This window comes from Nonomuraea sp. NPDC001684 (assembly GCF_053596515.1).
The window spans coordinates 1-16978 of sequence record NZ_JBSFGJ010000008.1; the positions used below are offsets into that span (position 1 = coordinate 1).

Genomic DNA, 16978 nt, shown 5'->3' on the forward strand with positions numbered 1-16978 from the left:
TTCGAGCGCGCGGCCGACGCCGTACGCGTCCAGGGTCGCCGGCAGGGAGGGCAGCAGGAACCGGCGGATCACCTCGGCGGCGGGGCGGCCTGGTTCGGCGAGGAGACCCACGTCGGCAAGGGCCTCACCGACCTCGACTGGCGGGTCTCGCTGGGCGCGATGGTCGTGCTGTTCGGCCTGAAGTGGCTGTTCGCCAAGCTCGTGGAGCAGGGCAAGGGCAAGCTGTACGGCTTCGGCGCCGCCTTCTCCGAGTTCGCCTTCGTCTTCTACGGCCTGAACGCCACCGTCGCCATCGCCGGGCTGCGCTCGGACTGGGTGGAGCACCGCAGCGTGGTCGCCGGCACCAACGACCTGCTGGAGCAGGCGGAGAAGAGCGTGCCGCTGTGGAAGACGGTCACGGACGCGGTGAGCGACTTCTGGCCGTTCTTCATCGGCGGCGTCGCCGTCCCGCTGGCCTGGCTGACCGTGGCGATGCTGGTGTTCGGCGCCTACTCCGACGAGACCCGCAGCCTGGTCAAGGGCACCCGGTTCGAACGGGGCGTGGACCGGCTGGAGGACAGCCACGACCTCACCAAGAGGTCGTTCGACCAGCTGACCGGCGGCTTCCGGGACCGCTGGCTGCCGCTGGCCAACTCGCTGCGGATGATCGCCAAGGGCGGCGCGCCGCTGTTCGGCATGATGTGCCTGAGCTACGTCGCCCTCACCGTGGGCGCCGAGTACGCCGAGCGCGCCGTGGTGACGCTCGTCGGCTCGCAGGCCGAGTGGGTGTGGGCGTACAAGCAGGGGCCCGTGACGTTCGTGCGCGGGCTGGTCGTGACCGTGCTCACCATGGCGCTGCTGGCGGCCACGTACGACCTGGCCGCCACGCGGGCCCGGCTCAAGGGCGAGCCGCTCAGCGACGTGTGAACCGCAGCACGTCCGCCTCCGGCTTGCCGGCCTTCTCCCGTTTGAAGTAGTCCGCCGTCGGGGTGTCGGAGCGGTAGTCGCTGACCCTGAAGGAGAGCTCGACCTCGTCCGCGACCGGCGCCGGGACGATCGCCATGCCCTCGAACTTGTACTCCTTGCCCAGCTCCAGCCGGTCCGTCGGACGGTCGCCCGGGGTGAACTCCACCGTCCAGGTCCGGCCGGCGCGGTCCTCCAGCTTGGCCCTGTCCGGCGGGGCGGTCATGGTGGCGCTGGACTCGTCGAGGAGCTTCTGGGTGATGTCCACCTTCAGCCAGGTGACCTCGGGGCCGTGCTTGCTGCCCTCGGGGGCCTGGACGGCCTTCAGGGCGGCCCGCCACTCGATGTCGTGGACCTTCCCCGACTGGCCGGGAGCGACGGCGACCTCGTTGATCTTGATGCCGTCGGTGATGGTCGTGTCGTAGAAGCGGTAGCCGTCGTAGGTGTTGAGGCCCATGGCGAGGACGGAGGCCACGGCGGCGCCCACGGCGACCAGGATCAGCCGGCCGCGCCTGGGCGGCCGGGCGTCCTGCGGGGCCGCCGGCGGCTGCTCCACGGGCGGTACGGCGGCCGCGGCCGGGGGGCGCTGGGGGGACGGCATGGCCATGCCGGGCCGGATGGCGGGCAGAGGCTGGGTGCTGCCTCCTGAGGACTCGCGGGGGGCCGGCGGCCACACCTGCTGGTCCGGATGCACGAACCGCCCCCGCCCGGGCCCGCCGGGCAGCCCAGGGCCGGGCTGCTGCGCGCCGCCACGGCCGGGAGGCCGCGCGTCGTGACCGGGAGGCGCCCCCGCGGGGCCGGCCGGGGGAGCCGCGTGGCCGGAGGGAACGGGGCCCGAGGGGGCGGGGCCGTAGCCGGGAGGCGGCGTGGGACGGGTCGGCGGCGGGGTGGCGCGGTCGCGCGGCGAGCCCGTACGCCGGCGTCTGGGCCGGGCGGGCAGCGGCGTCTGCGGCGCAGGCGGCATCGGCCCCGCCGGGGGCGGCTGCTCCGTCTCGGGTGGAGGGAAGGCCGGAGCCCCCGGCGGGGTCACGGGCGCCGGGGGAGGCGGGAAGGCCGAGGGGGCCGGGGTGGAGTCCTCGGAGTGGTGGTCGTTCCTGGGGGCGAACCAGTCGCGCTCGTTCGTGCTCACAGTGCGATCACTTCTTGACGGTGGAGTAGACGGCCTGCGGCGAGGCCGCGAGCTTGCGCGCGGCCTCCTCGTCGAGCCCGAGATCGATCTCGACCTCCGGCTGGAACGGCTCCACCAGCATCTCGGCCGGCAGCCCGAAGACCACCCGTGCCCCCGGCAGCGCCGATGAAGGAACCTCGAAGAAGAACCGCCCGCTGACCCAGATGTCGGGCTGGACCCAGGTGTTCGCCAGCGTCAGAGTGCTCGCCACGCGGTCGGTGGCCTGGAACTTCTTGCCGTCCGCGGTCAGCAGCTGCGGCTGCCCCAGGTGGTACGGCTTGAGGCTCGACCTGGCCGAGGCGTTGACGACGAGGAACAGGTTGTCCGTCGTGATGGTCTCGTCGCTGTTCTGGATCGTCTTGGCGGCCAGGAACGAGTCGAGCCGGACGGTGAACCGCCTGGCGTCCACGTCCTGGCCCTTGGCGCCCGTGTAGGTCACCCTGGCGCTCGCCTCGTTGGCGGTCAGGTGGAACGTCTGCAGCCCGACGGCGGCGGCCGCCAGCAGCAGCCCGGCGCAGGCGTTGAGCACTTTGGAGCCGCCGCCCGGCCCGCGTCCGGCGCGGCGGCCGGGCCGCTCGGGGCGCTCGGGGACGGCGGAGGAACGCGGCTGGGTGGCGGTCATGCCCCCTCACCCGCCTTGACCGGCAGCGTCACGCGGGCCTTCACCTCGGGGTAGAACTTGTCGTCCTTCTCCTTGGCGACCATCTGCCACTGCAGCCGCTCGTCCTGGAAGCCGGGGACGTACTCGAAGGTGGCCACGTCGAACGTGATCTTGTCCGGCGGCCGTTCGGTCGCGCCGAGCCGGTACCGGACGAGGACCTGGCTGGTCACGCCGGGGTGGAGCTGCCGGGTCTCGTCGCCCTTGTCCAGGGCGTAGACGAAGGGCCCCGACTCCTTGGAGAACTTGGGGCTGATGGCGACCAGCGAGTCGGCGAAGGACGAGCCGAGCCACGCCTTGTCCGGCTGCGCGGGGTCGGGGGGCAGGCCGACACTGGAGGTCTCGTCCCCCTTGTTGGTGACCTCGAAGACCAGCTCCACGAACCGCTTGTCCTCGTCGAACTGCGTCTTGGCCTGCTCGACCTTGACCCGCGACTCGACGAAGCGCGTGGAGTAACGGCCCTGGTCGAGCGTCGCGCCCTGGCCGAGCAGGTCGGGGCCCTTGTCGGGGGCCTCGTTCAGCCCGCCCAGCAAGGCCGTGATGCCGACGGCCGTGACCGCCACGAGAGCCAGGATGGGCACCGCCACCGGGCGTCTCGGCCTGCTGTCGCCGGAGGGTTCCGTCATGGGTATGGATGGTAATAGGTCACGGTTGCCCCATCTGCCGCAATGGTCCCTTCTGGCGGGGGGAATTGCCGCGAACCCTGCCGCTACGGGGGTGGAAGCTCATACGCTGTCACGGAGCGGAAAAGGGCTGGCCCCTGCAACTAACGACATATCGCGGCCGGAGGGTCACGTGGCGGACGTGCATCCCGAGCATGCCCAGCTCCAGGCGGACCGCATCTACCTGGGGTGGCAGTACATCCTGCTGCATCCCGACCCGGGGCCGCCGCCCAAGCGTCCCTCGCCCGAGAAGGAACCGGCGCCGGACGCGGAGTCGTCCGGCCGGGCGGCGGCCGAGGCGCTGCGCCGCGAGCGGCTCCAGGAGGACATGCTCAACCGGCCCGTACGCGTCATCCGGGCCATCAGCCTGACCATGTCCGCGCTGATCCTCGTGGCCGCGGTCAGCGGCTACCTGGGATGGTCGTTCGCGCTCCTCGGGCTGGTCGCGGCCGGCGGCGTGGCGGGCATCTGCACCTACGCCCTGCTCCAGGGCGACCGGGCGGTCCGCTACCGAGTGCTCGAACAGCAGGCCAGGGACGACCGGCAACGTCAGGAACGTGACAAGGAGCTGTTCCGCGCCCAGGAGGAGCACGCCCGGCGCTACCGCGACTGGCAGGAGTCGAAGGAGCGCCACGAACGCCAGCTCACCTGGTACGCCGTCGCCGTCCCCGACGAGATCGACCGCATCGACGTGGCCGGCGGCACGCTGCCCGGCTGGTCCGCGCTGATCACGCTGCTCGGCGCCACCCGGCTCTACAGCGGCGGCCACCTGACCGTGCTCGACCTGTCGGAGGGCGCGATCGCCAAAGACCTGATCGAGCTGGCCCGCAAGGGCGGCGACGACCCGCTGGTCTGGGTGCTGCCGGTCGACCTGCCGAAGCTCGACCTCGGGGCCACGCTCAAGCCGGAGGCGTTCGCCGACGTGCTGGCCCACGTGGTGAGCGTGAGCGAGGAGCACCGCACCACCCGCGACCTCAGCTTCGACAACGCCATCCTGGAACGGGTGCTCGAAGTGCTCGGCGAGAACGCCACCATCAGCCAGGTCACCGCCGCCCTGCGGGCCCTGGCGCAGGTCGGCGACCCGCGGGACGACCTGCGCTTCGGCCTGATCACCGCGACCCAGCTCGAACGCATCGGCACGCTGTTCGGCCGCGGCGTGAGCGACCGGGTGGTGATCGAGCGCGCCTGGGCACTTGAGTCGCAGCTGCGCAAGCTGGAGACGCTCGGCACCCAGGCGGTGCGGCTGCCGCCCGCCCGGCTGCGCGTGGTGAGCATGGACCGGCAGGCCGGCGTGTTCGGCAACCGGGTGCTCGGCACGTACGTGGCCACCGCGCTCACCCACATCCTGCGCCAGTCGCCCGCCTCCGACCGGCCCTGGTACCACACGATCATCGTGGCGGGCGCCGACAAGCTCCGCGGCGACGTGCTCGACCGGCTCATGGACGCGTGCGAGACCTCGCGTACCGGGCTGGTGCTGACGTACCGGAGCCTGACCCCCACCGTGAAGGAGCGGCTGGGGCGCGGCCACGCGGCCGTGGCGTTCATGCGCCTCGGCAACGCCGAGGACGCCCGGGTCGCCAGCGAGCACGTCGGCACCGAGCACCGGCTGGAGCTGGCCCAGCTCACCGAGACGATCAGCGACGCCCTGCCGGGCCTCGACGGCGGCTACACCTCCACCATCTCCCAGGTGGACGACGCCCGCCACGACCGCGGCGACGGCCACGCCGACCTGGTCGAGGACATCACCGAGTCCACCGAGTGGGGCCGGACGGCCGACAAGATCTCCGAGACCGAGCGCGTGCTCCACCGGTCGCGCGAGTTCCTGGTCGAGCCGCACCAGCTCCAGCAGCTCCCCACGACGTCCGTGATCGTCACCGACGCGACCGCCGAGGGCAGGCGGGTGCGGCTGGCCGACGCCAACCCGGCCATCCTCACCTTCCCCAAGACCACGCTCGGCGACCTGGAGGAGGTGCGCGAGGCCGTGCTGGCCCTGGAGGCGAAGGACGAGGGCGAGGAGCCGCCACCCAACCTCGGGCCACCACCGCCACGCCTTGACTGGCGCAAGGGCAGGCAATGACCTGGTCAAGGGCGTGGTGAGGAGCTGACGATCAGCGGGATTTTACTGAGAACCGACTGTGGGGGAATTGAAGATGCAGCCGAGTGTCTCGCTGAGCGGGCCCTGGTATCGGATCCAGTCGATCGCCGCACCCTCGCGAAGCTCGTCGGCGGAATGGGATTTCGTCACCGTGCTGCCCGCCGTGTTGTCGGCGGCGCAGCGTGACCGGCCGTTCGTCATCGGGTGGCTGTCGCGGGGTTCCGGGGCGCCGCTCGAACTGATCACCAATGCCGGCCCGCTCTCGCCGCCGCGCCAGCCGCGCAGGGCGACCGACGTGCCCGGCCTGCCGACCGGGCCCCAGCCGCTGCTGTTCCCGGGCGGCGCGCGGGGCGTCGAGCTGGACGAGGAGTACCTGGCCGACCTCGCCGACCTGGTCTGGACGCCGTGCCCCGGCCGCCAGGCGCCGCCGCTGGGCGGGCGGGGGCGCGAGTTCGCCGGGTCCGACCCCGACGAGCTGAAGCGGCCCACGTTGTTCGAGTCGACGCTGGTCACGCTCATGTCGCGGCCGTTCGCCTGGCTGGTGGTGGCCGAGCCGACCGACCTGCTCGACGCCGAGGTGGCGCACCTGCGCACCCAGCTCAACGTCCTGCGGCAGTACGGCGACGCCTCCGAGCGTTCCCGGTTCGACGCCGAACGGGCCGAGCGCCGCATGCAGGAGCTCGACGCCTTCCGCGAGGCCGGCCTGTGGAACGTGCGCGTGCTGGCCGGCGGGGCCACCGCCGAGGAGCTGCGGCAGATCGCGCCCGTGCTCGTGGGGTCGGTCGAGATGAGCCACCACCCGTACCGGCTGCGCAGCGCGCACGGCGCGGTCTACGCGCTGTCGGAGGCCCTGGCCATCACCATGCAGGACCCGGCCGACGGCGCCGCCGCGCCCTTCGCGGCCACCGCCGGTGCGCTGGCCGCGCTGGCCGGGCTGCCCAGGCGCGAGGTGCCCGGCGTACGCGTGCTCGACTCCGGCTTCTTCGACGTGACGTCCGAGGCCGACGGCGGCGAGCTGGAGCTGGGCGAGATCCTCGACGGCCAGGACAGAGGCGTGGGCAGCTTCCGGGTGCCCCTGGCCACGCTCAACAGGCACGCGTTCGTCACCGGCGCGACCGGCTCGGGCAAGTCCCAGACCGTCCGGCACCTGCTGGAGCAGCTCAGCGAGGCGCGCATCCCGTGGCTGGCCATCGAGCCGGCCAAGTCCGAGTACGCGGCCATGGCCGGCCGCATCGCCGACCCGGTGACGGTGATCAACCCGTCGGCCCCCGAGGGCGTGCCGCTCAGCGTCAACCCGCTCGAACCCGAGCCCGGCTACCCCGTCCAGGCGCACATCGACATGATCAGGGCGCTGTTCATGGCCGCCTTCGACGCCGAGGAGCCGTTCCCGCAGATCATGTCGCTGTCCCTGCAACGGGTCTACGAGGCCACCGGCTGGGACGTCGTGACCGGCGGCGCCGTGCCCGGCTCGAACGTCCCGCCCAGCGTGCCGACGCTCGAACAGCTCCAGCAGCACGCCATGGACGTCATCAAGGAGATCGGCTACGGCCGCGAGGTCCAGGCCGACGTCGAGGGCTTCATCTCGCTCAGGCTGCGGTCGTTGCGGGTCGGCTCGGCCGGGCGCTTCTTCGAGGGCGGCCACCCGGCCGACATCGGCGGCCTGCTGGAGCGCAACGTCGTCCTGGCCATCGAGGACGTCGCCAACGACGAGGACAAGGCGTTCCTCATGGGCACGCTGATCATCCGGATCGTCGAGCACCTGCGCATGCGGGCCAGGAAGGAGAAGTCGGCCGGGCTGCGGCACGTCATCGTGATCGAGGAGGCCCACCGGCTGCTGCGCGACCGCGGCCACGGCCGGGCCTCCACGCACGCCGTGGAGCTGCTGGCCGGCCTGCTCGCCGAGATCAGGGCGTACGGCGAGGGCATCGTGGTGGCCGAGCAGATCCCGACCAAGCTCGTCTCCGACGTCGTGAAGAACACCGCGCTGAAGGTCGTCCACCGGCTGCCCGCCGAGGACGACAGGAAGCTCGTCGGCGCGGCCATGAACCTCAGCGACGAGCAGTCCAGGCACGTCGTCTCGCTCCAGCCCGGCTCGGCCGCGGTCTTCGCCGACGGCATGGACCGGCCGCTGCGGGTGCGCGTCCCGCTGGGCGAGTCGCGGGAGAAGCCGCTGCCGGGCCCCCAGCCGCCCATCCGCGGGCGCAGGTCGGCCGCGTGCGGGGCGCAGTGCCGCACCGGCCAGGCGTGCACCCTGGTGGAGCTCAGAGAGGCCGACGTGCTCGCCGACGGGCCCGACTGGGCGTGGCTGCGCATCTGGTGCGACACGGTCGTGCTCGCCTTCGTCAGCAACCGGCCGCTGCCCGGCGTGCCGCGCGCCCTGTCGGCCGCCTGGGGCGAGCTGCCCGCCCGCCGCCGCGAGTGCCTGCTCGCCACGCTGGTCGAACGCGCCGTCCAGCGGCGGGCCTGGTCGTTGCGGAGCTGGTTCGACCCGGCGCTGCTCACCGAGAAGGCCGCCGAGGTCGCCGCGCGGCTGCTGTCGGGGGCCGAGCCGGGCGGCGACCGTCCGGGCGCGTCGTGGGTGATCCCGCAGGTGCGCTGGCTGCACGAGGTCGACCGGCTCTTCCCGTACGGCCAGCCCGCCCCCAACCTGCGCAGCCCGGCCCCGCCCATGGAGTACGCCCTGTTCCGCCAGTCCAACGGCAACGGCACGGCCGACCTGGTGCACGCCGAGCTGCTCGGCCACCGCGCCAAGGCCCTGCGCCACCACCCGCTGTCCATGGAGGTGGACCACAACCGGGCCCTGGCCTGGCGGGTCATCCTGGGCGACGACGAGAACGAGGGCGTGCAGCGCGACATCACCAACGTGGCGATCGGCATCGAGGCGTCGGCCAGGATCAGGCACGTCGGCCAGACGATGGGCGCGGGCTGGCTGGAGGGGGTGCTGTCGTGGCCGCAGCGGTTCGTCCTGCCGTTCGACCACGGGGGCGCCCCGGAGATCGCCTTCGTCGACGCCCCCTCGGCCTGACGCCCGTCCGGGAACGGGTCAGCGGTCGCGGCGGCGTTCGAGGCGCTTGCGGCGGGCCACCTCGCGCTTGTGCTCGGCCAGCTCGCGCCGCCGTTCCCGACGTCCCTGCGCGGCCTGCTGCTTGCGGCTCTCCAGCTCCAGCCGCATCGCCTCCTGCGCGGCCGTGCTCCGTACGGACACCTGGGCGGCGGCCCGCGCCGCCAGCTTGGCCGCCCGCTTGGGGTTGACCCGCCGCGCCCGCTCCCCGCCGGCCACGGCGGGCGCGGCATGGGCCTGCTCCAGCAGCGAAACGCCATGGCGCATCAGGAACGCGTGCAGCTCGGGATCGGTGGGCTCGGACCCGAGGGTGAACCGGGTCGCCCGCAGCCGCCCGCCCTCGGCGACCTCCAGCACCCCGACCCAGAACGGGCCGTCCAAATAGACCGACAACGTGACCATCTTCTCCGCCCTTCACCAGACATGCCGGGAAAGCGACCTGGACAGGCCGCCTCCGGCACACCGGACATCCCTGGAAGGGCGGATACGTGATGCTTCGCCCGGGCTACCAACCGGGCCGCGTTTTCGTGTGCGACTCCAGAGTAGGACTCAACGGCGACTAGGATCCATGTGCATGACCCAGCTTCCTCTGCGGGCTCAGCTCGCCAGCGCCCTGGGACGCAGCGCTGCCACGCTCTCGCGGATGACCGGGCGCGGTGACGGCTCGGTGATCGGCGGCAGGGTGGGCCTGATGCTCGAACCCGACCTCCTGCGCAAGCTGGCCCGCGACCGCAAGCTGGCCCTGGTCAGCGCCACCAACGGCAAGACCACCACGACCAGGTTGATCACCTCCGCGCTGCTGGAGATGGGCGAGGTCGCCACCAACGCCTTCGGCGCCAACATGCCGGCCGGGCACGTCTCGGCGCTCTCCCAGCACAAGGGCGCCCCCTACGGCGTGCTGGAGGTCGACGAGAAGTACCTGCCGGAGGTGCTCGACACCACCGGCGCCGGCGTCGTCTGCCTGATGAACCTCAGCCGCGACCAGATGGACCGCGCGGCCGAGATCTGGCTGCTCGCGCAGAAGTGGCGCAGGGCGCTGTCGGGCAGGCCCACGCACGTCATCGCCAACTGCGACGACCCCCTCGTCACCTGGGGGGCCTCCACCGCCGCCAAGGTCACCTGGGTCGCCGGCGGGCAGCGCTGGAAGGAGGACTCCTGGTGCTGCCCCGAGTGCGGCGGCCCCCTCGACCGCAAAGACGCCGACTGGTCCTGCCGTGAGTGCACCTTCCACCGTCCAGAGCCGCAGTGGGTGCTCGACGACGACGTCGCCATCGACCCGCGCGGGCAGCGCTGGATGCTCGACATCCAGCTCCCCGGCCTGGCCAACCGCTCCAACGCGGTGATGGCGCTGGCCGTGGCCGAGGCGTTCGGGCTGCCCGTCGACCGGGCGCTGCCGCGGCTGCGCGAGGTCACCTCGGTGGCCGGCCGCTACACCACGGTCGAGCGCGAGGGCCGGCACGCGCGGCTGCTGCTGGCCAAGAACCCGGCGGGCTGGCTGGAGGCCTTCGACGTCGCCGACCCGCAACTGCCGATCATCCTCTCGGTCAACGCGCAGGGCCCCGACGGCCGCGACACCTCGTGGTTGTGGGACGTCGACTACCGCATCCTGCGCGGCCGTCCGGTCTTCGTCACCGGTGAGCGGCGGCTCGACCTGGCGCTCCGGCTCGACGTGGCCGACGTGCCGTTCACGTTGTGCAGCTCGTTCTCCGAGGCGCTGGCCATGCAGCCGCCCGGCCGGGTCGACGTGATCGCCAACTACACCGCCTTCCAGCAGATCCGATCGGAGTTCGGACGTGCCGTCTGACAGCGCCCTCAGCATCGTCTGGATCTACCCCGACCTGCTGAGCACCTACGGCGACCAGGGCAACGTGCTCGTCCTGGAGCAGCGTGCGCAGCGCCGGGGCATCGAGGTCGAGACCGTCTACGTCCGCTCGGCCGACCCCGTGCCGGAGACCGGCGACATCTACCTGATCGGCGGCGGCGAGGACCGTCCGCAGATCCTGGCCGCCCAGCGCCTGCGCCGCGACGGTGGCCTCCAGCGGGCCATCGCCCGGGGCGCGGCGATGCTGGCCGTGTGCGCCGGCTACCAGATCATGGGCAGCACGTTCGGCGGCGAGGAGGGCCAGCCGGTCGACGGCATCGGCCTGCTCGACATCGCCAGCTCGCGCGGCCCCGCCCGGGCCGTGGGCGAGCTGGTCGCCGAGGTCGACGCCGCCCTCAACCTGCCCACGCTGACCGGCTTCGAGAACCACATGGGCGTCACGCACCTCGGCCCGGGCGTGCGGCCGTTGTCCAAGACGGTCGCCGGGGTCGGCAACGGCGACGGCTTCGAGGGCTGCTACGCGGGGCACGTGGTGGGCACGTACCTGCACGGCCCGGCCCTGGCGCGCAACCCGGCCCTGGCCGACCTGCTGCTGTCGTGGCGCGTGGGCGAGCTGACGCCCCTCGACGACTCCCGCTACGAGGCCCTGCGCCAGGAGCGGCTGAGCACCGTCCTGTCCGGCTGACGGCCTAGTAGACCAGGGCCTGGGCGCCCTCGCCGACCGCCTCCTCCACGAACGCGGGCGCGCCGGCGATGCGCACGCCCTCGATCACGTCGTCGACCGTGATGTCGCGGCGGGCGGCGCACTGCGTGCACAGGGTCACCCGGCCGGCCGCCAGGACGGCCTCCAGCAGGTCCGCCAGCGGCGCCGCGTGGGGCAGGGAGAACTCCTTGGCCCGCCCCGGCAGGGCGAACCACGACGACTCGCCGGTCAGCCAGAGGGAGACCGGCACGCCGCTCGCGAGCGCGGCCGCCGCCACCGTGAATGCCTGGTTGCACCGCTCAGGGGCGTCCGCCCCCGCGGTCACCTTGATCACCAAAGATCGTGCCATGGCGTCACCCTAACCCCGACCGACGCAGCCCCACACGTACGGATCGGCCTGGGCGCTGCCGAACGGCGACCAGGCCAGGCGCGTCTGCCCGGTCCTGTCCCCGGTGTCGGAGTCGTAGACGAGCACGTTCGCTCTCAGCGCGGTGGGCGGGGCGGGCAGCAGCGCGAACGGGATGCGCACCTCGACGCCGTACCCGCCGTCGTGGGCCGCGGACGCCACGCCCACCCGCGGGGCGGGGCCCTGGCGGGCGTCGGCGTCGCGGGCCGCGCACGGGCCGCCCTCGGCGGTGTAGGGCAGGACGCCCAGCTTGAACGTGGTCGAGGTGTCGTCGGAGTCGCCGCGCGGGTCGAGGGCGATCTCGACCGCGTCGGTGCGCCAGTGGCGCTCGCACTCGTCGAGGGCCGCGCCGCGCGCCTCGTCGGTGACCTCGACCTGGACGTAGAGGTCGGCGCCGTGGCGGGTCAGCCGGGCGGTCGCGGCGCAGTCGGCCGCCGGGCAGCGTTCGCCCTCCCAGTGGGCGAGGGGCAGGGCGGGGCCCGCGTACTCGCCGGGGGAGGCGACGCCGTCGAGCACGGGGGCGCGCCCGGCGACCGGGAGCGTGGTGGCCGGCGGCTCGGGGTAGTCCGGCTGCGCCCGGTTGGCCAGCCAGGGCAGGCCGGTCGCGCGCGCCCAGTCGCGGAACTCGGCGTACAGAGGACGCAGGCCCGCCTGCTCGACGACGGGAGCCGGCACCGGCCGCCCGCCGTCGAAGACGACCGAGAACCAGTCGCACCCGAACGGCCCGGCCACCTTCGCCGGCCGCGCGGCGAACCCCTGCGTGCGGTACGCCCGCTCGGCGTCGCGCTCCCGCTGGGCCCACGTGGCGCGGTGGCGCGGCGACCACGCGCCCGCCCAGACGCCGAGCTGCGGCAGCCCGGTGGCCGGGTCGCGCAGGCCGGCCGTCGCGCAGCCGGGGCCCACGGGGCCGCGCAGCCCCCAGTTCTGGGTCAGCAGCCGGGTGGCCCGCCAGGGCGCGCCCGTCCCGGGGAAGGCGGCGGGGTCGGCGGCCAGCCGGAACGCCTCGACGGCCAGCCGGGCGGCGAGCTGGTGCCCGCCGTGCTGGTTGAAGGGCCGCGGGTCCATCGTCACCATGGTCGAGGGCCTGGTCGCCCTGATCGTCTCGACCAGCCGCCGGAGGGTGCCGGGCCCCCACGCGCGGGCGGTCAGGGGCGCCGACAGTGTGTACCAGAAGTCCGGTCTGTCCAGGTAGAAGACGTCGCGGATGCCCGCGTGCGCGACCGCCTCGCGCTCCTCGGCCTCCCTGATCCGGCCGAGCGCCGCGCCCTTCTCCGGCCCGGCGGCGTTGCCGCCGCCCTCGCCGCGGGTGACCGTCACGACCCCGGTGGTCAGCCCCAGGCGTTCGCGCCACTGCCCGAACGTGGACAACGACTGGTACTCGTCGTCCGGATGGGCGCCCACGAACAGCACGTCGACGTGCGGCGGCACGGCCCAGGCATCCAGCATCGCGGCTCCCCCCGGCGAAACGTCTCCCCGATCCAGAAGGTTAGCCACCGGCGCTAGGCTTGGTGAGCATGGAAGAACCTGAGGTGCACCCCGCTCTGGAGCAGATCGCGTTCCTGCTCGGCCGCTGGGAGGGCGCCGGCGTGGGCGGCTATCCGACGATCGAGAGCTTCAACTTCGGCCAGGAGATCGAGTTCGGCCACAACGGCAAGCCGTTCCTGACCTACGTCAGCCGCACCTGGCTGCTCGACAACGACGGCAACCGGGTCAGGCCGCTGGCCACCGAGTCCGGCTACTGGCGTCCGCAGCCCGACCGGCAGATCGAGGTGGTGCTCGCGCACCCGACCGGCATCGTCGAGATCTACATCGGCGAAGTGGTCTTCCACAAGATCGAGCTGCGCACCGACGTCGTGGCCCGCACGTCCACGGCCAAGGAGTACACCGCGGGCCACCGCCTCTACGGCCTGGTCAACGGCAACCTGATGTGGGCCTACGAGATGGCCGCCGTCGGCCACCCGCTCACCGACCACATGTCGGCCGAGCTGAAGAAGGTGTCCTGAGCATGACCTCGCCCTTCACCCCCGACGCCGTCGAGGCGATCAAGCGGCACATGAACGACGACCACACCGGCGACGCCCTGGTCATCGTGCGCGGGCTCGGCGGCCGTCCGCAGGCCACCTCGGCGGTGACCAGCGACGTCGACGCCGAGGCCATGGAGTTCACGGTCGACGGCGGCGAGCGGGTGCGCGTGCCCTGGGGCGAGACGCTGACCGAGCGCGCCCAGGTGCGCAAGGCGGTCGTGCGCCTCTACCGGGCGGCCTGCGCCGAACTGGGGATCGAACCCCACGGGGAACACTGAGGGAGAAAACAAAGAAGGGCCCCGGGCAACACTCCGCCTGCCGAGCAGACGGGCCGGATGGACCAATGGCCGGGATGCGTCATCCCGCCCTCCGGCTGCCAGGGGCCCCGGTGGTTGCCTCGGATTCGCTTGCGACACGAGACAACAGTCCGCAGCGCTAGCGGACAACCACCTCGCTAGCCCGACTATGACTATCCATTATTCGGACCACCTCCTTTCCGCGTACTCACGAAGCTATGCGGTCGCGAGCGCCGGGGGCAAGTAATTATCGGACGGCCGCGAACAGGCGATCGTGCGCTTTACACTCGGGGGCATGACCGAGACGCAGTGGCACGAGGAACTCCGCGCCAAGGGCTACCGGGTCACCCCGCAGCGGCAGCTCGTGCTCGAAGCGGTCAAGGATCTGGAGCACGCGACGCCCGAGGAGATCTGCACCAAGGTGCGCGAGACGGCGCGCGGGGTCAACATCTCCACCGTCTACCGCACGCTCGAACTGCTCGAAGAGCTCGGCATGGTCACCCACACCCACCTCGGTCACGGCGCGCCGACCTACCACCTGGCGGCCGAGGCCGACCACGTCCACCTGGTGTGCCGGGGGTGCGACGAGGTCTTCGAGGTGCGTCCCGAGCTGGCCGAGGGGCTGGTGAAGGGGCTCGACGAGGAGCTGGGGTTCGCGGCCGACGTCCATCACCTCACGGTGTTCGGCCGCTGCCGCAACTGCCGCTGACCCGCGGCGCCGGCGTCGGGCACCGGCGTCGGGCGTCGTCGCGGGGGCGGATAGCCTTGGATGCATGCGTAGCCCTCTGCTCGATCTCCCCGGCGCCGTCGCGGCCGACGGGCCGGACGCCGACGTAGCCGCGCACTATGGCGACCTGTTCGCCGAGCAGCGCGCGCTGGCCAAGGGTGAGGCGGTCGTCGACCGCAGCAACCGCGAGGTGGTCCGCATCTCCGGCGCCGACCGGCTGAAATGGCTCAACGACCTGACCTCGCAGAAGCTCGACACGCTGACGCCCGGCCAGTGGACCCAGACGCTCGACCTCGACCTCCAGGGCCGCGTCCTGCACCACCTCACGCTGGTCGACGACGGCGAGAGCGTGCTGGCGCACGTCGAGCCCGGCACTGCGCAGAGCCTGGTCGACTATCTCGACCGCATGCGGTTCATGCTGCGCGTGGAGGTGTCGCGGGCCGACGACCTGGCGGTGCTCTCCACGGCCACCGAAGACTTCCTGGTGCCGCGGGCCGAGCTGGCCGATCATCTGGGCCGGCCCCTGGCGGGGCTGTGGGCGTACGAGGCGCTGCGCATCGAGGCCCACCGGCCGCGGCTCGGCTTCGAGACCGACCACAAGACGATCCCCCACGAGGTGGGCTGGATCGGCTCGGCCGTCCACCTGAGCAAGGGCTGCTACCGCGGCCAGGAGACGGTCGCGCGCGTCCACAACCTGGGCCACCCGCCGCGCCGCCTGGTGTTCCTGCACCTCGACGGCAGCGTCGACACCCTGCCCGCGCACGGCGACCCGGTGATCTTCGAGAGCCAGGAGATCGGCGTCGTCGGCTCGGCCGCCCGCCACCACGAGCTGGGCCCGATCGCGCTGGCCGTGGTCAAGCGCACGGTCCCGGTCGACGCGCCGCTGCTGGCCGGTGGCGTGGCCGCCGCCCAGGAGGTCGTCGTGCCGCCGGACGCCGGTCGCAACGTCAGCATCGACCCCTCGCTGCGCCGCCGGATCCGCTGACCCCGCTAGGCGTCGATGTCGAGGACGAGCGTGATCGGCCCGTCGTTGACCAGCGAGACCTTCATGTCGGCGCCGAAGCGGCCGGTCTCCACGTGGGCGCCGAGCGCCCTCAGCTCCTCGATCACGGCCTCCACCAGCGGCTCGGCGACCGGCCCCGGAGCCGCGGCCTGCCAGGTGGGGCGCCGGCCCTTGCGCGCGTCGCCGTAGAGGGTGAACTGGCTGATCACCAGGAGCGGGGCGGAGACGTCGGAGCACGACTTCTCGCCGTGCAGCACGCGCAGGCCCCACAGCTTGGCGGCGAGCTTGGCGGCCTCGGCGCGGGTGTCGGTGTGCGTCACGCCGACCAGGACGAGCAGCCCCGGCTCGTCGATGGCGCCGACCGTCTGCCCCTCGACCTCGACGGAGGCCGAGCTCACTCGTTGTACGACTGCTCGCATGGCATCCCATTCTGGCGCAGAAAGAACTGTTCGTAGACTCGTGCCGAAAGGGGGCGCGTAATGTCGCTTGTTGTCGAGGTTGTCCGGTCGGGGTTCGTGGAGTCCACCCATCTGGCCCGCATGCTCACCGTGGACGCGCAGGGCGTCCCGGTGGAGACGCGGGGAGCGGTGCACGTGCCGGCCTCGCCGCGATCGTCGATGAAGCCGCTGCAGGCGCTCGGCATGATGCGCAACGGCCTCCAACTGGAGGGGGAGCTGCTGGCCCTGGCCTGCGCCTCGCACTCCGGCGAGGCGTTCCACGTGGACGGCGTACGGAACATCCTGGCCGGAGCGGGCCTGGATGAGTCCGCCCTGCTGTGTCCGGAGGACCACCCGTTCGAGCGCACCTCGACCGAGTTCGGCCGGGTCTACATGAACTGCTCCGGCAAGCACGCCGCCATGCTGGCCACCTGCGTGCTCAACGACTGGCCGCTCACCACCTATCTGGAGCCCGCGCACCCGCTCCAGCGCGCGATCCGCGCGACGGTCGAGGACCTGACCGGCGAGCGGGTGGCCGCCTCCGGCGTGGACGGCTGCGGCGCGCCGCTGTTCTTCGTCTCGATGCTCGGCGTGACCAAGGCGTTCCGGGCCTTCCCGCTGGCCGCGGAGGGCTCGTTCGAGCGGCGCATCTTCGACGCCATGCGCGCTCACCCCGAGTGGACCTCCGGCACCGACCGGCCCGAGGCCAAGCTCATGCGGGCGATCCCCGGGCTGATGCTGAAGGCGGGCGCGGAGGCGTTCGACGCGTTCGCCTTCGAGGACGGCCGAGCCGGCACCATCAAGATCGAGGACGGCTCGTCGCGGGCCCGCGTGCCCGTCACCGTGGCGGCCCTGCGCTCGCTCGGCCTGGACGCGCCCGAGCTGGCCGAGCTGGCCAGGCCGGCGCTGCTGGGCGGCGGCCGGCCGGTCGGCGAGCTGCGGATCCGCTAGAGGGACGAGAGCCGCCGCCGCGC

At 72.7% G+C, this 16978-nt stretch carries 17 protein-coding genes; 10 read left to right on the forward strand and 7 right to left on the reverse strand.

Annotation, left to right across the window (positions count from 1 at the left end):
- Window positions 1-906 (forward strand): hypothetical protein (locus ACWCSD_RS03050; RefSeq protein ID WP_449912701.1); only part of this gene is annotated, 906 nt, incomplete at its 5' end.
- Here ACWCSD_RS03050 and ACWCSD_RS03055 read toward each other — a convergent pair.
- The 3 genes from ACWCSD_RS03055 to ACWCSD_RS03065 are packed head-to-tail and all read right to left on the reverse strand — an operon-like array spanning window position 893 to window position 3394.
- The gene (locus tag ACWCSD_RS03055) at window positions 893-2071 is read right to left on the reverse strand and encodes a hypothetical protein (RefSeq protein WP_449912703.1); all 1179 of its coding nucleotides are present in this window, start codon (window positions 2069-2071) and stop codon (window positions 893-895) included. The genes ACWCSD_RS03050 and ACWCSD_RS03055 overlap by 14 nt on opposite strands.
- Before the next feature lie 7 nt (window positions 2072-2078).
- On the reverse strand, window positions 2079-2732 hold the full coding sequence (locus tag ACWCSD_RS03060) for a hypothetical protein (RefSeq protein ID WP_449912705.1): 654 nt from the start codon (window positions 2730-2732) through the stop codon (window positions 2079-2081).
- Entirely contained in the window at window positions 2729-3394 is a 666-nt protein-coding gene (locus tag ACWCSD_RS03065; RefSeq protein WP_449912707.1) for a hypothetical protein, read from the reverse strand. The genes ACWCSD_RS03060 and ACWCSD_RS03065 overlap by 4 nt, the downstream gene beginning before the upstream one ends.
- Before the next feature lie 169 nt (window positions 3395-3563).
- Between ACWCSD_RS03065 and ACWCSD_RS03070 the strand changes: the two genes are divergently transcribed.
- Together ACWCSD_RS03070 and ACWCSD_RS03075 are read left to right on the forward strand one after the other, a co-directional pair.
- Entirely contained in the window at window positions 3564-5507 is a 1944-nt protein-coding gene (locus ACWCSD_RS03070; protein WP_358289355.1) for a hypothetical protein, read from the forward strand.
- Window positions 5508-5580: 73 nt separating this feature from the next.
- On the forward strand, window positions 5581-8550 hold the full coding sequence (locus tag ACWCSD_RS03075) for an ATP-binding protein (RefSeq protein ID WP_449912709.1): 2970 nt from the start codon (window positions 5581-5583) through the stop codon (window positions 8548-8550).
- 18 nt (window positions 8551-8568) lie between these two features.
- On the opposite strand, the gene ACWCSD_RS03080 is transcribed toward ACWCSD_RS03075, so the two are convergent.
- A complete protein-coding gene (locus tag ACWCSD_RS03080; RefSeq protein ID WP_449912710.1) occupies window positions 8569-8988 on the reverse strand; it encodes a YjdF family protein in 420 nt (139 codons plus the stop codon).
- A gap of 172 nt (window positions 8989-9160) precedes the next feature.
- Between ACWCSD_RS03080 and ACWCSD_RS03085 the strand changes: the two genes are divergently transcribed.
- Both ACWCSD_RS03085 and ACWCSD_RS03090 read left to right on the forward strand, forming a co-directional pair.
- On the forward strand, window positions 9161-10390 hold the full coding sequence (locus tag ACWCSD_RS03085) for a Mur ligase family protein (RefSeq protein ID WP_358289348.1): 1230 nt from the start codon (window positions 9161-9163) through the stop codon (window positions 10388-10390).
- On the forward strand, window positions 10380-11093 hold the full coding sequence (locus tag ACWCSD_RS03090) for a type 1 glutamine amidotransferase (protein WP_352319745.1): 714 nt from the start codon (window positions 10380-10382) through the stop codon (window positions 11091-11093). Before ACWCSD_RS03085 ends, ACWCSD_RS03090 begins: the two co-directional genes overlap by 11 nt.
- Before the next feature lie 4 nt (window positions 11094-11097).
- Here the strand turns inward: ACWCSD_RS03090 and ACWCSD_RS03095 are convergent, their stop codons facing one another.
- Window positions 11098-11460 (reverse strand): DsrE family protein, encoded by a 363-nt coding sequence (locus ACWCSD_RS03095; RefSeq protein WP_449912714.1) that lies wholly within the window; start codon window positions 11458-11460, stop codon window positions 11098-11100.
- A 9-nt stretch (window positions 11461-11469) separates the two neighbouring features.
- A complete protein-coding gene (locus ACWCSD_RS03100) occupies window positions 11470-12963 on the reverse strand; it encodes a sugar-binding protein (RefSeq protein ID WP_449912716.1) in 1494 nt (497 codons plus the stop codon).
- Between the two features lie 68 nt (window positions 12964-13031).
- On the opposite strand from ACWCSD_RS03100, the gene ACWCSD_RS03105 reads away from it, so the two are divergent.
- The 4 genes from ACWCSD_RS03105 to ygfZ all read left to right on the forward strand — a co-directional run bounded on the left by ACWCSD_RS03105 (window position 13032) and on the right by ygfZ (window position 15549).
- Window positions 13032-13520 (forward strand): FABP family protein, encoded by a 489-nt coding sequence (locus ACWCSD_RS03105; RefSeq protein ID WP_352319740.1) that lies wholly within the window; start codon window positions 13032-13034, stop codon window positions 13518-13520.
- 2 nt (window positions 13521-13522) lie between these two features.
- Window positions 13523-13819, forward strand: coding sequence for a DUF2470 domain-containing protein (locus tag ACWCSD_RS03110; RefSeq protein ID WP_352319738.1), 297 nt, complete (start codon window positions 13523-13525; stop codon window positions 13817-13819).
- Window positions 13820-14132: 313 nt separating this feature from the next.
- Window positions 14133-14546 (forward strand): Fur family transcriptional regulator, encoded by a 414-nt coding sequence (locus ACWCSD_RS03115; RefSeq protein WP_357967168.1) that lies wholly within the window; start codon window positions 14133-14135, stop codon window positions 14544-14546.
- Between the two features lie 64 nt (window positions 14547-14610).
- Window positions 14611-15549 (forward strand): CAF17-like 4Fe-4S cluster assembly/insertion protein YgfZ, encoded by a 939-nt coding sequence (ygfZ, locus tag ACWCSD_RS03120; protein ID WP_352319734.1) that lies wholly within the window; start codon window positions 14611-14613, stop codon window positions 15547-15549.
- 5 nt (window positions 15550-15554) lie between these two features.
- Here ygfZ and dtd read toward each other — a convergent pair whose 3' ends face one another.
- Window positions 15555-15986, reverse strand: a complete 432-nt coding sequence (gene dtd / locus ACWCSD_RS03125) for a D-aminoacyl-tRNA deacylase (RefSeq protein WP_449912721.1) — start codon at window positions 15984-15986, stop codon at window positions 15555-15557.
- Between the two features lie 60 nt (window positions 15987-16046).
- Between dtd and ACWCSD_RS03130 the strand changes: the two genes are divergently transcribed.
- Window positions 16047-16955, forward strand: a complete 909-nt coding sequence (locus ACWCSD_RS03130; protein ID WP_358289333.1) for an asparaginase — start codon at window positions 16047-16049, stop codon at window positions 16953-16955.
- Window positions 16956-16978: the final 23 nt, after the last annotated feature.